Raw genomic sequence first — 15,462 nt, forward strand, 5'->3', positions numbered from 1 at the left:
TCAGCAAGCGCGGCGCTTACTTGTAGGGATTGTCCTTCGAGTCGGCTTTCTGCGCGGCGTAGTAGGCCGCGAGATCGGCGATGTCCTGGTCCGTCAGCGAACCGGCGATCGCGTTCATCGACGGGAAGTGACGATCCTTCTTGCGGTAGGCTTGCAGCGCGTTCGCGAGATACTGCTCGTTCTGGCCGCCGATGACCGGAACCCGGTAGACCTCCGGGTAAGCCGCGCGGTAGCCGTCGATGCCGTGGCAGCCGATGCACATCGCGGCCTTGCTCGCCCCGACCTTCGGGTTGCCGACCACTCCGGCCGCCTGCGCGCTGCCCGCGAGCGCCACGAGCGCTGCGACAACGACGTATTTGCCGACGAATTTGTTCATAGCTCTTGTAACCTAGCTTGAGGGGAAACTGGCGCCGAAGCGGCAACGGCCCGCGCCGTTTTGCTTATCGGGTCGCCACGCAGGCCAAAAAAAACGGCCAGATTGTACCGCGTCGGCGGGGAATGCGTCCATACAGGCGCCCCGGCCTGCCCCGCCCCGCCACAGTTCCGCAACCAAAGTTCCACAACCGAAGTCAAGCAACCGAAGTCCGCACTGAAGTTCCGCACGATACGCGGCCGCCGCCAAACCCGACAGCCCTTCTGACTTATACTGGGATTTTTTCGGGATAGAGAAAGGCGCCGCCATGCGTTTCGAAGGGTCCTCGCAGTACGTCGCCACCGACGATCTGAAGCTCGCGGTCAATGCCGCACTGACGCTGCAACGCCCGCTCCTGATCAAGGGCGAGCCGGGCACCGGCAAAACCATGCTCGCCGAGGAAGTCGCGGCGGCGCTCGACATGCCGCTCTTGCAGTGGCACATCAAGTCGACCACGAAGGCGCAGCAGGGGCTGTACGAATACGATGCCGTGTCGCGGCTGCGCGACTCGCAGCTCGGCGACGAGCGCGTGAAGGACATCGCGAACTACATCGTCAAGGGCGTGCTGTGGCAGGCGTTCGACGCCGAGCGCCCGAGCGTGCTGCTGATCGACGAGATCGACAAGGCCGACATCGAATTCCCGAACGACCTGCTGCGCGAACTCGACCGGATGGAATTCCACGTGTACGAGACGCGCGAGACCGTGCGCGCGAAGCACCGCCCGCTCGTGATCATCACGTCGAACAACGAGAAGGAACTGCCCGACGCGTTCCTGCGCCGCTGCTTCTTCCACTACATCCAGTTTCCGGACGCATCGACGATGCAGAAGATCGTCGCGGTCCACTTTCCGAACATCCGCGAGGAGCTGCTGCACGCCGCGCTCGAAAGCTTCTTCTCGCTGCGTGGCGTGTCGGGCCTGAAGAAGAAGCCGTCGACGTCGGAGCTGCTCGACTGGCTGAAACTGCTGCTCGCCGAGAACATCCCGCCCGATGCACTGCACGGCCCGGACAGCAAGCAGATCGTGCCGCCGCTCGCGGGCGCGCTGCTGAAGAACGAACAGGACCTGAGCCTGTTCGAGCGGCTCGTCTACATGAACCGGCACAACCGGTAATCCCCACCCGTCGCGAAGGCCCGGCCATGTTGCTCAATTTCTTCTACGCGCTGCGCGCAGCGAAGCTGCCCGTCTCGGTGAAGGAATACCTGACGCTGCTCGAATCGCTGAAGGCCGGACTCATCGCGCCGTCGATCGATGCGTTCTACTACCTCGCGCGCATGACGCTCGTGAAGGACGAGCAGTATTTCGACAAGTTCGACCAGGCGTTCGGCACATACTTCCACGGCGTGTCCGCGCTGCCAGCCGACGCGTTCGACATCCCGCTCGACTGGCTCGAGAAGCGTCTCGAGCGCGAGCTGTCGCCCGAGGAAAAGGCGCAGATCGACGCGATGGGTGGGCTCGACAAGCTGATGGAGCGCCTGAAGCAACTGCTCGACGAGCAGAAGGAACGGCACGAAGGCGGCAACAAGTGGATCGGCACCGGCGGCACGTCGCCGTTCGGGCACGGCGGCTACAACCCGGAAGGCGTGCGCATCGGCGGGCCGTCGAACGGCAACCGCACCGCGGTCAAGGTGTGGGAAGCGCGCGCGTTCCGCGACTACGACGACTCGGTCGAGATCGGCACACGCAACATCAAGGTCGCGCTGCGGCGGCTGCGCCGCTTCGCGCGCGAAGGCGCGGCCGAGGAGCTCGACCTGCCCGGCACGATCCGCAGCACCGCGGCGAACGCGGGCTGGCTCGACCTGCAGATGGTGCCCGAGCGCCACAACAACGTGAAGGTGCTGATGCTGCTCGACGTCGGCGGCTCGATGGACGACCACATCAAGCGCACCGAAGAGCTGTTCTCCGCCGCGAAGGCGGAATTCAAGCACCTCGAGTTCTACTACTTCCACAACTGCGTGTACGACCATCTGTGGAAGAACAACCGGCGCCGCCACGCGGAGCGCACCGCGACGTGGGACGTGCTGCACAAGTTCACGCCCGACTACAAGCTGATCTTCGTCGGCGACGCGACGATGAGCCCGTACGAAGTGCTGCAGCCCGGCGGCTCGGTCGAATACAACAACCCGGAAGCCGGCGCCGTGTGGCTGCGCCGGCTCGCCGACCAGTTCCCCCATCATGCGTGGCTGAACCCCGAGCCCGAGCGGCTATGGGAATACCGGCAGTCGGTCGCGGTGATTCGCGACCTGCTCGGCCAGCGCATGTATCCGCTCACGCTCGCGGGCCTCGAAACCGCAATGCGCGCACTCAGCAAATAACAACCCAGCCAACACGAAGGCCGCGTTCGAGCGGCCCCTCCCGGAGATAGCATGAATCAGTCGCCCACCGCGCGCGCGGGCCGCGCGAGCGGTCGTTTTTTCTCGGACACGTCGGTCTCGGCGCTCGTCGCCGGCTTCGTCGCGATGATGACCGGCTATACGAGCTCGCTCGTGCTGATGTTCCAGGCCGGTCGCGCCGCGCACCTGACCGACGCGCAGATCTCGTCATGGATCTGGGCGCTGTCGATCGGCATGGCGGTGACGACGATCGGCCTGTCGCTGCGCTTTCGCGCACCCGTCGTCGTCGCGTGGTCGACGCCCGGCGCGGCACTGCTGATCGCGTCGCTGCCCGGCGTGCCCTACGCCGAGGCGATCGGCGCGTTCGTCGTCTGTGCGCTGCTGCTGACCGCGGTCGGCGTGAGCGGCCTGTTCGACACGCTGATGCGCAGGATTCCGGCCGGCATCGCCGCCGCCTTGCTCGCAGGCATCCTGTTCGAGATCGGCATCGAGATCTTCCGCGCCGCGCAATACCAGACCGCGCTCGTGCTCGCGATGTTCTTCACGTACCTGATCGTCAAGCGGCTCGCGCCGCGCTATGCGATCGTCATGACGCTCGTCGCCGGCACCGTGGTCGCGGGTGCGCTCGGCCTGCTCGACTTCAGCGGATTCCATATCGCGCTCGCGAAGCCGGTCTTCACGATGCCCGCGTTCTCGGTCGCGGCGATCGTCAGCATCGGCATTCCGCTGTTCGTCGTCGCGATGGCGTCGCAAAACGTGCCAGGCATCGCGGTGCTGCGCGCGGACGGTTACCAGACGCCGTCGTCGCCGCTGATCGCGACGACCGGCCTCGCGTCGCTCGTGCTCGCGCCGTTCGGCTCGCACGGCGTGAACCTCGCCGCGATCACCGCGGCGATCTGCACGGGCCCCGAGGCACATGAAGATCGCACGAAGCGCTACACGGCCGCCGTGTGGTGCGGCACGTTCTACCTGATCGCGGGGATCTTCGGCGCGACGATCGCCGCGCTGTTCGCCGCGCTGCCGAAGGCGCTCGTCGTGTCGGTGGCCGCGCTCGCACTGTTCGGCTCGATCATGAGCGGCCTCGCGAACGCAATGCAGGACGTGAAGCAGCGCGAAGCGGCGCTCGTCACGTTCATGGTGACCGCGTCGGGCCTCACGCTGCTGTCGATCGGCTCCGCGTTCTGGGGGCTCGTCGCCGGGATCGTCACGCAGGTGATCCTCAACGCGCGCCGTCCTGCATAGGGCGGGCACGCGCATGCGCGTGCCCGACCCCGTTCTCGCGCGTGGCAAAACCGCCCCGGGCGCGATCGTCCGCCCTGCGAAACATGCGCGACGCGAATCCGGCCTAGAATAGCGGATCGGAGGCGGCGCCCCGTGCGCCGCTTCGCTTCGCCGCCGCGTCCGCGCGGCCCGTGAGAACCCCGGCGCATCGCGCCCTCTTCTCGAATCGCCATGACTACCGCACTCGACCAGCTCAAGCAGTACACCACCGTCGTCGCCGACACGGGCGATTTCCAGCAGCTCGCGCAATACAAGCCGCAGGATGCGACCACGAACCCGTCGCTGATCCTGAAAGCAGTGCAGAAGGACGCGTACAAGCCGATCCTCGAAAAAACCGTTCGCGATCACCGCAACGAAAGCACCGACTTCATCATCGACCGCCTGCTGATCGCGTTCGGCACCGAGATCCTGAAGCTGATCCCGGGCCGCGTGTCGACCGAAGTCGACGCACGCCTGTCGTTCGACACGCAGCGCTCCGTCGACAAGGCACACGAACTGATCAAGCTCTACGAAGCCGCCGGCATCGGCCGCGAGCGCATCCTGATCAAGCTCGCGTCGACGTGGGAAGGCATCCGCGCGGCCGAGGTGCTGCAGAAGGAAGGGATCAAGTGCAACATGACCCTGCTTTTCTCGCTCGTACAGGCCGCCGCGTGCGCGGAAGCCGGCGCGCAGCTGATCTCGCCGTTCGTCGGCCGCATCTACGACTGGTACAAGAAGCAGGCCGGCGCCGAGTGGGATGAGGCGACGAACGGCGGCGCGAACGATCCGGGCGTGCAGTCGGTGCGCCGCATCTACACGTACTACAAGACCTTCGACTACCACACCGAGGTGATGGGCGCGAGCTTCCGCACGACGAGCCAGATCACCGAGCTCGCAGGCTGCGACCTGCTGACCATCAGTCCCGATTTGCTGCAGAAGCTGCAGGACAGCAACGAGACGGTCACGCGCAAGCTGTCGCCGGAAGCGCTCGCCGATGCGCCCACCGAGCGCGTCGCGATCGACGAGTCGTCGTTCCGTTTCCAGCTGAACGACGAGGCGATGGCAACCGAGAAGCTGGCCGAAGGCATTCGCCAGTTCTCCGCCGACGCGGTCAAGCTCGAGAAGATGATCGACGCGCTGCGCTGAGCGTCAGGAGCCGGCAGCAGCCCCTGCCCGACACGGCCGCGAACACGATGTTCGCGGCCGTTTTTATTTTTTCATCCGACGGTCAATCTCGCGCACTACAATCCACGACACGGGCGCACCGGCCGCTCCCGATGCGTTCTTCCCGGTCAACGTTGTATGACACCAGAGTGCGCGCGATTGCGCTCGCTCCGGACAACAGGAGACGACGATGCAAGTTCAACCGTACCTGACCTTCTTTGGTCAGGCCGAAGCTGCCCTTCAGTTCTACGAAAAGGCGCTCGGCGCGAAGACGATGTTCAAGATGCATTTCAAGGACGCGCCGCCGAACCCCGAGCAGCCGATCACGCCCGAGATGGCGGACAAGGTCATGCATGCGAGCTTCACGATCGGCGATTCGATGCTGATGTGCTCGGACGGCGACTGCCGCAATACGGGCGGCACGCACAGCGGCTATTCTCTGTCGCTGAACCCGGCGACCGTCGACGAAGGCAAGAAGCTGTTCGACGCGCTCGCCGACGGCGGCGAGGTGTCGATGCCGTTCCAGAAGACCTTCTGGGCGCTCGGCTTCGGGATGGTCAAGGATCGCTTCGGCGTGCAGTGGATGATCAACGTCGAGGATCTGTCGCAGCGCGACGACCTCGCAGAGCGCGCGCAAGGCTGACGAGCTGAAACGCCCGCCACCTTCCGGGGTGGCGGGCGTTTGCATTTCCGCGGGCCCCACGCGCGGCGCGATGCCGCGCGCGGCCCGCATCAGCTTTCGACGACGTCGAGATAGTCTTCCGGCCGCGTGCGGTCTTCCGCATGCGCCATCCCCGCCACCCGCACGATCACGCTCACGACGATCGCGACGACGAGGTTCACGACCAGCGACCACACGGCCGCATAGCCTGGGATCGCATAGCCGAACAGGTGGATCGTGAAGATCGAGCTCGCGAGCTTCAGCGAGATCGCCATCCACGTGCCGCTGACGATGCCGGCCGCCCAGCCGAGCAGCAGCCCGCGATAGTCGAGCACGCGCGTATACAGGCCGAGCACGATCGCGGGCAGCGTCTGGATGATCCAGATCCCGCCGAGCAACTGCAGCTGGATCGCATAGGTCAGCGGCAGCCCGAGGATGAACGCGACCGCGCCGACCTTCACGATCAGCGACACGAGCTTCGCGACGTGGGTCTCCTGGTCATGCGACATGTTGCGGTTGATGAACTCGCGGTGGATGTTGCGCGTGTACAGGTTCGCGGCCGCGATCGACATGATCGCCGCCGGCACCAGCGCGCCGATGCCGATCGCCGCGAACGCGACGCCGACGAACCACGACGGGAAATACTCGAGGAACAGCGCGGGCACCGCGAAGTTCGGGCCGAACGCCTTGAAGTACGGCGCGTACTGCGGCATGTCCTTCACGCCCGACGCGAGCGCCATGTAGCCGAGCAGCGCGAGCAGGCCGAGCACGAACGAGTATGCGGGCAGCATCGCCATGTTGCGGCGGATCGAGTTGCCCGACGACGACGACAGGATCGCGGTAACCGAGTGCGGATACAGGAACAGCGCGAGCGCGGAGCCGATCGCGAGCGTCGCGTATGCGCTGAAGCCGTTCAGGCTCGCCGCGTCCGGCGCCTTCAGCAGCAGCTTCGCGGGCGGCACATGGCCGAAGATCTGCCCGAAGCCGCCGAGCTTCGCCGGGATCACGATCACCGCCGCGGCGATCGTGATGTAGATCAGGATGTCCTTCACGATCGCGATCATCGCGGGCGCGCGCAGGCCCGACGTGTACGTGTATGCGGCGAGAATCGCGAACGCGATGATCAGCGGCAGGTCGCCGACGAAGCCGTTCGTGTCGAAGCCGAGCGCGCCGATCACGACCTCGATGCCGACGAGTTGCAGCGCGATGTACGGCATCGTCGCGACGATGCCCGTCACTGCGATCGCAAGCGCGAGCATGCGGCTGCCGTAGCGCGCGTTGACGAAGTCGGCGGACGTCACATAGCCGTGCCGCTTCGCGATGCTCCACAGCTTCGGGAACACGACGAACGCGAACGGATAGATCAGGATCGTGTACGGCAGCGCGAAGAAGCCCATCGCGCCCGCGCCGAACACGAGCGCCGGCACCGCGACGAACGTGTACGCGGTGTAGAGGTCGCCGCCGAGCAGGAACCACGTGACGATCGTGCCGAAGCGGCGGCCGCCGAGGCCCCACTCGTCGAGATGCGCGAGATCGCCGCGCCGCCAGTTCGCGGCGAGGAAACCGATGATCGTGACGCCGATGAACAGCAGGACGAAGACGAAGGTAGCGGCAAGATTCATCGACGGTCTCCTTGCGTGCTGCCCGCCTTCCACGCGTTCCGGGTCTTGAAGTAGACGAACGCGGTGATCACCGCGCTAATGAAGACCCACAGGAGCTGATACCAGTAGAAGAACGGAAAGCCGAGCCATTGCGGATCGACCTTGTTGTACGACGGCACCCAGACCATCGCGATCAGCGGCAGCACCAGCAGCCAGAGCCAGCGCTTCGCGGCCCGGTTGGCGTCGGCATCGTGAGCCATGACGTCTCCTCATCATTCCCGGTTATCGGTGTTCTTGAACGGGTACGGCGGCGAGAGGAGCGGCGAAACGGGTAAGCTGCGGCTCCCCTGGCTTCGCGCAAGTATAGGAGCCGCAGGCGGGCGGTCAAGCAGGGGCGAACCCGAGGTGATCCGTCCCCGCTGAGTGGTTGCACCGGCATGTGGCCGGTGCATGAAGCGTCAGATCGTGAACGACGTCGCGCCCGTGGCGACCGATGCTTTCAACGCTTTCACCCATTTGCGCGCGGGCAGCTTCAGCGTGTCCTCGACCAGCTTCGCGCGTTCGTCGAGCTGCGCGAACGGCACGTCGAGCGCCGGGCCCGAGAACGCGAGCGCGATCCGGTTGCCGTCGTGCACTTCCGGCAGCGCGATCACGCGATTCCCGAACGCCGCGTTCAGGTGCTTCATGTTGCGCACGAAGCTCGGGTGGTCGCCGAACAGGTTGATCGTCGCGATGCCTGCGTCGGCGAGGCAGCCGCGCACCGCGCGATAGAACGCGACGCTGTCGAGCACGGGGCCGCGCGCGGTCGCATCGTACAGGTCGATCTGGATCGCGCCCGTCGTGCCGCGGTTGGCCGGATCGTTGACGAAGTCCCAGGCGTCGGCTTCGTGCACCGCGAGGCGCGCATCGTCGGGCGGCAGCGCGAACATCGTGCGCGCGGCGACGACCACGGCCGGGTTCAGCTCGACGGCGTCGACCTTCGCGCGCGGCAGGAAATGGTGCGCGAACTTGGTCAGCGCGCCGGTGCCGAGCCCGAGCTGCACGATGCGCTCGGGCGTTTCGAGGAACAGCAGCCACGCCATCATCTGCTGCGCATATTCGAGTTCGATCGCGAGCGGCTTCGAGATCCGCATCGCGCCCTGCACCCACTCGGTGCCGAAGTGCAGGTAGCGCACGCCGCGCTCTTCCGAGAACGTCACCGGCGCGAAGCGCGGCTTGCGCGGTGCTTCGAGGACGGGCACGTCGTCGTGCTCGTCGATGTCGGTGCGGCGCTTCACGCGCGGCAGCTTGAGTTTCGCGGAGCCGTTGTACGCGGACGGCTCGTCGCGCTTGAATGCGCGCGCTTCGGCGGATGCGCGCTTGATCAGTCGGGTCATGAATGAATCTCGCAGGGATAAGGCTTGGATTTGCGGACGAGAGGATAGCATTGCGGTAGGCTGTACCGCTCGATGCCGGAGAGATCAATGAACAGCGACACCCGGAAAGTCCGATCCGACTGGATTGCCCGTTCGGAATCCCCCAACGGAGTCGAACGCATCGAGGCCTTTTTTCACGGCAATGCGTACTCGATGCATCGGCACGACACGTATGCGATCGGCGTGACCCTGGCCGGGGTCCAGTGCTTCCACTACCGGCGCAGCTTGCGCAGCAGCCTGCCGGGACAGACGATGGTCCTGCATCCCGACGAGGCACACGATGGTCAGGCCGGCACGATCGACGGGTTTCGCTATCAGATGATTTACGTGCAGCCGGCCGCGATTCAGGACGTGCTCGGCGGGAAGCCGCTACCGTTCGTCGAAGGCGGCGTCACGAACGATCCGCGCCTGTTCGACGCGACGAAGACAGCGCTGCGCCAGATGCGCGCCGGCGCGGAGCCGCTCGAACGCGACGACGCGCTCGTCGGTCTCGCGCTCGCGCTGCAGAGCGCATCGGGTACACGCGCGATGCGCAAATCCGCTGATTTCGCTGCGCTGCAGCGCGTGCGTGAGTATCTGCACGCATCGTGCACCCGCGCCGTCACGCTCGATGAGCTTGCCGTCGTCAGCGGACAGGATCGCTGGAGCCTGTCGCGCGATTTCAGAACCTTTTATGGCACCAGCCCCTATCACTACCTGGTCATGCGCCGGCTCGAAATGGCACGCGCGATGATGCTGCGCGGCACGTCCCTCGTGGACGCCGCGGCCGCCGCCGGTTTCGCCGACCAGAGCCACATGACCAGGCAGTTCCGTCACGCATACGGCCTGCCTCCCGCACGCTGGCTCGCGATGATGGGCGGCCCGCGCGCCGGCTAGCGCAAGCGCGCACAATCGTTCAAGACCGCTCGCCGGCGGCCGGCCTAAGCTCGTTCCAGATGCCACACGAACGGAGCTGCCATGTACACCGATTCCCGACCGACACCCGAGCAACGCGGTCAACACAAGACGATCAACCTGCTCGACAAGATCCGTCAGATCGACGGCCACTGGCAACCGCGCGTCGTTGCCGAAATGAACGACTATCAGTTCAAGGTCGTGAAGATCGTCGGCGATTTCGTCTGGCACCGACATGCGGACACCGACGAGACGTTCATCGTCCTCGAAGGCCGGTTGCGCATCGACTTCCGCGACCGCTCGATCGAGTTGCTCCCCGGCGAAATGGCGGTGGTTCCGAAGGGAGTCGAGCACAAGCCTTATGCGGAATCCGAAGTGAAGCTGCTGCTGATCGAACCGCGCGGCGTCGTCAACACCGGCGATACGGCCAACGAAAGAACGGCCGAAAACGACGTATGGATCTGAGAGCCGCGATGCAAACGCCGACGCCGATCGTCCGCGAAGCCGCGTTCCCAGCCGATACGCGCAGCCTCGTTGCCGTGGTCCGCGAATATGTCCGCTGGCTGGATATGGATCTGTCCTACCGTGGATTCGATGCCGAAATGGACGCATTCGAGCTTTGACGGTGAATGGCGGGCTGTCGAGCCGTCACGAGCGGATTCCGCGCCAAAGCACCAACTTCTGCTCGAACGACAGCATCGCATTCGCCGGACTCGATGAAGGCAGCACGAGTGTGTCATACCCCGCCGCGCCGATCACGTCGGCGAACCGCCCTGCCGTCTTGCCATTGAAGCAAACCTTCTTCAGCAACGGCGCATGTTCCCGCAATGACTCGAAGTCGTTCGGCGTCGCGTTCCGGATCGCCGAATCGAGACTGCCTTCGCGATGACATGCGGCAAGCACGTCCCAGATGCCGATGCCGTTCGCGAGCACACGCTCGAGCCGCGCGTCATACGCAAGCTCATGCATGCCCGGCTCGCCGAGGACCGCCCCCAACAACCGCCAGAACTGATTGCGCGGATGCGCGTAATACTGCACGGCGTCGAGCGACGCCTCGCCGGGAAAACTGCCGAGGATGATCGTATGCGTGTCCGGCCCGACGACCGGCGGAAACCCGCGCAACATCACGCGGCTCCGCGCGGACTCGGCACGTCGCCGTACGCGGCAACGTGCCGCCACAACGCCGGCAACATGCATTCGGTCACCATCAGCGGTGCACCATGGCGCTGGAACACCGAGCGCCGCGCGGCGAACGCGTGCGGCGCGCGCTCGCCGCCGAGCGCATGGCACGCGAGCGCATACAGCGGATGGCCGGCGATCACGCGGCGGCTGACGAGCGCCGAGCGCTCGACCTGCGGATCGCTGTACAACAGTTCGGCGAGCGGGCGCGTGCGCAGCCGCCGCATCGCCTGCCAGATGCCCTTGCTCGCGCCGAGCGGCGCGATGCTATGCGCGGCGACGTACGGCGTGCCGTCGACCGACAGGATCACCTCGCGCACCCACATCGGCGCACGCGGCGCGCCCGCGACGGCCACGTGCTCGTCGAACCACGGACTATCGACCGCCTCGCGCGTCACGCGCACACTCACGCGGCCGAGCCGCGCGAGATGCGCGGTCAGCGAGCCGCCGCGCGTCAGCCAGTCGCGCTGGTCCAGCGTGCAGCCAGGCCGCGGCGTGTCACGCCAGCCGGCCTGAGCGCCGTCGAACCGCATCCGCGCGTTCACGCGGCGCGCGACAGCAACAGCGCGTTGGTCCGCTTCACGAAGCTCGCCGGATCGTCGAGCATCCCGCCTTCCGCGAGCAGCGCCTGATCGAACAGCAGGTGGCACCAGTCGCCGAAGTCGGCGCTGTCGGCGTTCAACTGCTTGACGAGCGCGTGCTCGGGGTTGATCTCGAGGATCGGCTGCATCGCCGGCGCGTTCTGGCCGGCCGCCTTCAGCATCCGCTGCAGGTAACCGCTCATGTCGTTGTCGTCCGCGACGAGGCACGACGGCGAGTCGGTCAGGCGGAACGTGACGCGCACTTCCTTCACCTTGTCGCCGAGCGCTTCCTTCATCTTCTCGACGAGCGGCTTGATCGCCTCGCCCGCTTCCTCCTGCGCCTTCTTCTCGTCGTCGTTCAGCGCGCCGAGATCGAGGTCGCCGCGCGCCACGCTCGCGAGCGGCTTGCCGTCGAATTCATTCAGGAACGACAGCATCCACTCGTCGACGCGGTCGGTCAGCAGCAGCACCTCGACGCCCTTCTTGCGGAACACTTCGAGATGCGGGCTGTTCTTCGCGGCCAGCCACGTATCGGCGGTCACGTAGTAGATCTTGCTCTGCTCGGGTTTCATGCGCGACACGTAGTCGGCCAGCGACACGTCCTGCGCGTCGGTGTCGCCGTGCGTCGATGCGAAGCGCAGCAGCTTCGCGATGCGCTCGCGGTTCGCGTGATCCTCGCCGAGACCTTCCTTCAGCACCTGGCCGAACGCGCCCCAGAAGGTCTTGTACTTCTCCTTGCCAGCGTCCTCTTCCGCGTTCGCGAACTCCTCGAGCATCGACAGCGCGCGCTTCGTCACGCCTTCGCGAATCGCCTTCACGTCGCGGCTTTCCTGCAGGATTTCACGCGACACGTTCAGCGGCAGGTCCGCCGAATCGACGACGCCCTTCACGAAGCGCAGGTATTGCGGCAGCAGCTGCTCGGCGTCGTCCATGATGAACACGCGCTTCACGTACAGCTTCAGGCCACCGCGGTAGTCACGGTTCCACAGGTCGAACGGCGCGTGCGACGGCACGAACAGCAGTTGCGTGTACTCGCTGCGGCCCTCGACGCGGTTGTGCGTCCACGTGAGCGGATCCTGGTGGTCGTGCGCGATGTGCTGGTAGAACTGCTGGTACTGCTCGTCGGTAATCTCGCTCTTCGAACGCGTCCACAGCGCGCTCGCCTGGTTGATGGTCTCGTCCTCGTCCTTCAGGACCATCTCGCCCTTTTCCTGGTCCCACTCTTCCTTCTGCATCAGGATCGGCAGCGCGATGTGGTCCGAGTACTTCTGGATGATCGACTTCAGCCGGTACGACGACAGCAGCTCGTCCTCGCCTTCGCGCAGGTGCAGCGTGATCGTCGTGCCGCGCTGCGCGCGCTCGATCGCGTCGACCGTGAAGTCGCCCTCGCCCGCGCTTTCCCAGCGCACGCCTTCCGACGCCGGCAGGCCCGCGCGGCGGGTCTCGACGCTGATCTTGTCCGCGACGATGAAGCCCGAGTAGAAGCCGACGCCGAACTGGCCGATCAGCGCCGCGTCCTTCTGCTGGTCGCCGGACAGCTTCGAGAAGAATTCCTTGGTGCCCGAGCGCGCGATCGTGCCGAGGTTCGCGATCGCCTCGTCGCGGCTCATGCCGATGCCGTTGTCTTCGATGGTGATCGTGCGCGCAGCCTTGTCGTAGCCGATGCGGATCCGCAGGTTCGGATCGCTCTCGTACAGCGCATTGTTCGCGAGCGCCTCGAAGCGCAGCTTGTCGGCCGCGTCGGACGCGTTCGACACCAGTTCGCGCAGGAAGATTTCCTTGTTGCTGTAAAGCGAATGAATCATCAGGTGGAGGAGCTGCTTGACCTCTGCCTGAAAGCTCATCGTTTCGTGTGCCATGGATCGTATTTCCTCTTACTTGAATGGTGTGACCCCGACGCCCGGCGCGCTTACCAGGCGGCGGGCGGGCGGCGGGCGGCGGGCGGGTAGTGCGCCCCTATCTGGGGACGGGTGGGGCGATTTCAAGGGCGGCGGGCGTCACGACGCCCGCCGCGCAACCGATTCCAGATACCGCCCGAGGAACCCCGGCAGCTCCGGATCGCCGCAGTTCGCGACGTTGAAGCGGGTCCACGTCGACGGCGACTGCTGCGGCGAGAACAGGCTCCCCGGCGTCAGCAGGAAACCTTCCTCGTGCGCGGCGGCCGCGAGTGCGTCCGAATCAACGCCCGTGTCGGCCCACAGGAACATTCCCGCCGCCGGCATCGTGAACAGGCGCAGCCCCGTGCGCTCGAGCATCCGCGCGGTCTTGTCGCGCACGCCGTCGAGCCGCGCGCGCAGCCGCTCGACGTGGCGCCGGTAATGCCCTTCGGTCAGGATCTTGTACAACACGCGCTCGTTGAGCTCGGGCGTCGTCATCCCGACCAGCATCTTCTGGTCGGTAATCGCCTTCGCGATCTCCGGCGCGCACGCGACATAGCCGACCCGCAGGTTCGCGGCGAGCGTCTTCGAAAAGCTGCCGAGGTAGATCACGCGCTTCAGCTGGTCGAGGCTCGCGAGCCGCGTCGCCGGATAGCTCGGCGGGCACAGGTCGCCGTAGACGTCGTCCTCGACGACGAGGAAGTCGTACTGCTCCGCGAGCTTCAGGATCCGGAACGCCTGCGCGGCCGACAGCGACGTGCCGGTCGGGTTCTGCAACACCGAGTTGATCACGAACATCTTCGGCCGCCACATCTGCACGAGCGTCTCGAGCGCGTCGAGATCGGGCCCGTCCGGCGTGTATGGCACGCCGACGAGCTGCGCGCCCTGCGCCGCGAAGCGGCCGAACATCTGGAACCAGGCCGGATCGCCGACGATCACCGCATCGCCCGGCCGCACGTAGATCCGCGCAATCAGGTCGATCGCCTGCGTGATGCCCGACACGAGCACGAGCTGGTCGGGCGTCGCGCCGATCTCCACTTCCGCGAGCCGCGTCTGCAACTGCTGGCGCAGCGGCAGGAAACCCTGCGCGGTACCGAAGCCGAGCATCTGCGCGCCGGACTGGCGCCCGAGCGCGCGCAGCGCGCCGGTGATCAGCTCGCCGTCGAGCCAGCGGCCCGGCAGATAGCCGAGACCCGGCCCCTTTTCCGGGCTGACGGTGTGCAGCATGTTGCGCAGCAGCCAGACGACGTCGATCGTGTTGTGCACGGGCGCCGCCTCGGTGCCGCGCGCCGACAGGTCGACCGGCTGCGGGCCGCCGGCCCGTTCGCGCACGTAGAAGCCCGAACCGCGCCGCGAATCGAGGTAACCCTGCGCGACGAGGCGCTCATACGCCTCGACGACGGTGAAGCGCGACACGCTCTTGTCGAGCGCGAGCTTGCGGATCGACGGCATCCGCATCCCGGGGCGGAACACGCGTTCGTCGATGCGCCGCCGCGCCCACTGGACGAGCTGGTCGACGAGCGTGAGCGTGGCCGTGTCGTGCGGGGCGGGAATCTGGTCGAGCGGGACGGTGGACATCATGGGGCTCCAACTGTACCGAAGGGTATCGCGCCGATTGTACCGTTACTGTGCAGGTCTGCACGATTACAGTGAGTCGCACCGGGTGCCGCGCGGTTGCCGCGCGGTTGCCGCGCGGTTGCCGCGCGGTTGCCGATTCGGTCGCCAGTTCGAGCACCGATCTGCGCCGGACCTGGCCCGCAGGCCGGTGCGGTGCCGGCGCACGGCGTTGCCGCCGCACGCCGCGCAGGCCACCCACCTACCGTTACAGTTTCGCGTTTCCGACGTACATTTCCGACGTACATGGCAGCCCATTCCCTGACCCTCGACCATCTCGTCATCGCCGCCCGCACGCTCGACGACGGCGTGCGCCACGTCACCGACGCGCTCGGCGTCGAACCGGCCGGTGGCGGCCGTCATCCGCTGATGCGCACCCACAATGCGCTGTTCGGCATCTGGGGCGGCGTCTATCTGGAAGTGATCGCGATCGATCCGGACGCGCCGGCCGACCACGCGCCGCCGCGCGCCCG

17 protein-coding genes are annotated in these 15,462 nt (G+C 66.1%); 9 read left to right on the forward strand and 8 right to left on the reverse strand.

What is annotated here, in order from left to right:
- Positions 1 to 16 precede the first annotated feature (16 nt).
- A complete protein-coding gene (locus G3N94_RS25955) occupies positions 17 to 376 on the reverse strand; it encodes a c-type cytochrome (RefSeq protein WP_124597651.1) in 360 nt (119 codons plus the stop codon).
- Between the two features lie 304 nt (positions 377 to 680).
- On the opposite strand from G3N94_RS25955, the gene G3N94_RS25960 reads away from it, so the two are divergent.
- The 5 genes from G3N94_RS25960 (at position 681) to G3N94_RS25980 (ending at position 5,810) form a co-directional block, all read left to right on the forward strand.
- Positions 681 to 1,523, forward strand: a complete 843-nt coding sequence (locus G3N94_RS25960) for a MoxR family ATPase (RefSeq protein ID WP_124597652.1) — start codon at positions 681 to 683, stop codon at positions 1,521 to 1,523.
- 26 nt (positions 1,524 to 1,549) lie between these two features.
- Complete coding sequence (locus G3N94_RS25965) at positions 1,550 to 2,725, forward strand: VWA domain-containing protein (protein ID WP_205795402.1); 1,176 nt, start codon at positions 1,550 to 1,552, stop codon at positions 2,723 to 2,725.
- 51 nt (positions 2,726 to 2,776) lie between these two features.
- Complete coding sequence (locus tag G3N94_RS25970) at positions 2,777 to 3,985, forward strand: benzoate/H(+) symporter BenE family transporter (RefSeq protein WP_205795403.1); 1,209 nt, start codon at positions 2,777 to 2,779, stop codon at positions 3,983 to 3,985.
- A gap of 210 nt (positions 3,986 to 4,195) precedes the next feature.
- On the forward strand, positions 4,196 to 5,149 hold the full coding sequence (tal, locus tag G3N94_RS25975) for a transaldolase (protein WP_205795404.1): 954 nt from the start codon (positions 4,196 to 4,198) through the stop codon (positions 5,147 to 5,149).
- Positions 5,150 to 5,357: 208 nt separating this feature from the next.
- Positions 5,358 to 5,810 (forward strand): VOC family protein, encoded by a 453-nt coding sequence (locus G3N94_RS25980; RefSeq protein ID WP_205795405.1) that lies wholly within the window; start codon positions 5,358 to 5,360, stop codon positions 5,808 to 5,810.
- An 89-nt stretch (positions 5,811 to 5,899) separates the two neighbouring features.
- Here the strand turns inward: G3N94_RS25980 and G3N94_RS25985 are convergent, their stop codons facing one another.
- The 3 genes from G3N94_RS25985 to G3N94_RS25995 form a co-directional block, all read right to left on the reverse strand.
- Positions 5,900 to 7,450, reverse strand: coding sequence for a sodium:solute symporter (locus G3N94_RS25985; RefSeq protein WP_205795406.1), 1,551 nt, complete (start codon positions 7,448 to 7,450; stop codon positions 5,900 to 5,902).
- Positions 7,447 to 7,689, reverse strand: a complete 243-nt coding sequence (locus G3N94_RS25990; RefSeq protein ID WP_205795407.1) for a DUF3311 domain-containing protein — start codon at positions 7,687 to 7,689, stop codon at positions 7,447 to 7,449. Before G3N94_RS25990 ends, G3N94_RS25985 begins: the two co-directional genes overlap by 4 nt.
- A gap of 198 nt (positions 7,690 to 7,887) precedes the next feature.
- Positions 7,888 to 8,805, reverse strand: coding sequence for a spermidine synthase (locus G3N94_RS25995; protein ID WP_205795408.1), 918 nt, complete (start codon positions 8,803 to 8,805; stop codon positions 7,888 to 7,890).
- Positions 8,806 to 8,892: 87 nt separating this feature from the next.
- Here G3N94_RS25995 and G3N94_RS26000 point away from each other — a divergent pair, with 87 nt between their 5' ends.
- The 3 genes from G3N94_RS26000 (at position 8,893) to G3N94_RS26010 (ending at position 10,361) form a co-directional block, all read left to right on the forward strand.
- Positions 8,893 to 9,720, forward strand: coding sequence for an AraC family transcriptional regulator (locus tag G3N94_RS26000; protein ID WP_205795409.1), 828 nt, complete (start codon positions 8,893 to 8,895; stop codon positions 9,718 to 9,720).
- 81 nt (positions 9,721 to 9,801) lie between these two features.
- Positions 9,802 to 10,203 carry a cupin domain-containing protein gene (locus G3N94_RS26005; protein ID WP_205795410.1) on the forward strand — a complete coding sequence of 134 codons (402 nt, stop codon included), beginning with the start codon at positions 9,802 to 9,804 and terminating at the stop codon, positions 10,201 to 10,203.
- Positions 10,194 to 10,361 carry a hypothetical protein gene (locus G3N94_RS26010; protein WP_241022077.1) on the forward strand — a complete coding sequence of 56 codons (168 nt, stop codon included), beginning with the start codon at positions 10,194 to 10,196 and terminating at the stop codon, positions 10,359 to 10,361. Before G3N94_RS26005 ends, G3N94_RS26010 begins: the two co-directional genes overlap by 10 nt.
- Before the next feature lie 25 nt (positions 10,362 to 10,386).
- Here the strand turns inward: G3N94_RS26010 and G3N94_RS26015 are convergent, their stop codons facing one another.
- From G3N94_RS26015 to G3N94_RS26030, 4 genes are all read right to left on the reverse strand, one after another.
- The gene (locus G3N94_RS26015) at positions 10,387 to 10,863 is read right to left on the reverse strand and encodes a DNA-deoxyinosine glycosylase (RefSeq protein ID WP_205795411.1); all 477 of its coding nucleotides are present in this window, start codon (positions 10,861 to 10,863) and stop codon (positions 10,387 to 10,389) included.
- Complete coding sequence (locus G3N94_RS26020; RefSeq protein ID WP_205795415.1) at positions 10,863 to 11,450, reverse strand: chorismate lyase; 588 nt, start codon at positions 11,448 to 11,450, stop codon at positions 10,863 to 10,865. The genes G3N94_RS26015 and G3N94_RS26020 overlap by 1 nt, the downstream gene beginning before the upstream one ends.
- 8 nt (positions 11,451 to 11,458) lie before the next feature.
- Complete coding sequence (gene htpG / locus G3N94_RS26025) at positions 11,459 to 13,357, reverse strand: molecular chaperone HtpG (protein WP_205795412.1); 1,899 nt, start codon at positions 13,355 to 13,357, stop codon at positions 11,459 to 11,461.
- A gap of 138 nt (positions 13,358 to 13,495) precedes the next feature.
- On the reverse strand, positions 13,496 to 14,953 hold the full coding sequence (locus G3N94_RS26030) for a PLP-dependent aminotransferase family protein (RefSeq protein WP_205795416.1): 1,458 nt from the start codon (positions 14,951 to 14,953) through the stop codon (positions 13,496 to 13,498).
- Positions 14,954 to 15,235: 282 nt separating this feature from the next.
- Here G3N94_RS26030 and G3N94_RS26035 point away from each other — a divergent pair.
- Positions 15,236 to 15,462: VOC family protein (locus G3N94_RS26035; RefSeq protein ID WP_205795413.1), on the forward strand; the 227-nt coding region annotated here is incomplete at its 3' end.

This window comes from Burkholderia sp. Ac-20353 (genome assembly GCF_017104785.1).
Lineage (GTDB): Bacteria > Pseudomonadota > Gammaproteobacteria > Burkholderiales > Burkholderiaceae > Burkholderia.

What these genes read in the sequence shown, in the direction of transcription:
- G3N94_RS25990 (WP_205795407.1), bottom strand. Translation starts at nt 7,689, where the DNA reads ATGGCTCACGATGCCGACGCCAACCGGGCCGCGAAGCGCTGGCTCTGG.
- tal (WP_205795404.1), top strand. Translation starts at nt 4,196, where the DNA reads ATGACTACCGCACTCGACCAGCTCAAGCAGTACACCACCGTCGTCGCC.
- G3N94_RS25995 (WP_205795408.1), bottom strand. Translation starts at nt 8,805, where the DNA reads ATGACCCGACTGATCAAGCGCGCATCCGCCGAAGCGCGCGCATTCAAG.
- htpG (WP_205795412.1), bottom strand. Translation starts at nt 13,357, where the DNA reads ATGGCACACGAAACGATGAGCTTTCAGGCAGAGGTCAAGCAGCTCCTC.
- G3N94_RS25980 (WP_205795405.1), top strand. Translation starts at nt 5,358, where the DNA reads ATGCAAGTTCAACCGTACCTGACCTTCTTTGGTCAGGCCGAAGCTGCC.
- G3N94_RS26015 (WP_205795411.1), bottom strand. Translation starts at nt 10,863, where the DNA reads ATGTTGCGCGGGTTTCCGCCGGTCGTCGGGCCGGACACGCATACGATC.
- G3N94_RS26020 (WP_205795415.1), bottom strand. Translation starts at nt 11,450, where the DNA reads ATGCGGTTCGACGGCGCTCAGGCCGGCTGGCGTGACACGCCGCGGCCT.
- G3N94_RS25965 (WP_205795402.1), top strand. Translation starts at nt 1,550, where the DNA reads ATGTTGCTCAATTTCTTCTACGCGCTGCGCGCAGCGAAGCTGCCCGTC.
- G3N94_RS25970 (WP_205795403.1), top strand. Translation starts at nt 2,777, where the DNA reads ATGAATCAGTCGCCCACCGCGCGCGCGGGCCGCGCGAGCGGTCGTTTT.
- G3N94_RS25985 (WP_205795406.1), bottom strand. Translation starts at nt 7,450, where the DNA reads ATGAATCTTGCCGCTACCTTCGTCTTCGTCCTGCTGTTCATCGGCGTC.
- G3N94_RS26000 (WP_205795409.1), top strand. Translation starts at nt 8,893, where the DNA reads ATGAACAGCGACACCCGGAAAGTCCGATCCGACTGGATTGCCCGTTCG.
- G3N94_RS26010 (WP_241022077.1), top strand. Translation starts at nt 10,194, where the DNA reads ATGGATCTGAGAGCCGCGATGCAAACGCCGACGCCGATCGTCCGCGAA.
- G3N94_RS26030 (WP_205795416.1), bottom strand. Translation starts at nt 14,953, where the DNA reads ATGTCCACCGTCCCGCTCGACCAGATTCCCGCCCCGCACGACACGGCC.
- G3N94_RS25955 (WP_124597651.1), bottom strand. Translation starts at nt 376, where the DNA reads ATGAACAAATTCGTCGGCAAATACGTCGTTGTCGCAGCGCTCGTGGCG.
- G3N94_RS25960 (WP_124597652.1), top strand. Translation starts at nt 681, where the DNA reads ATGCGTTTCGAAGGGTCCTCGCAGTACGTCGCCACCGACGATCTGAAG.
- G3N94_RS26005 (WP_205795410.1), top strand. Translation starts at nt 9,802, where the DNA reads ATGTACACCGATTCCCGACCGACACCCGAGCAACGCGGTCAACACAAG.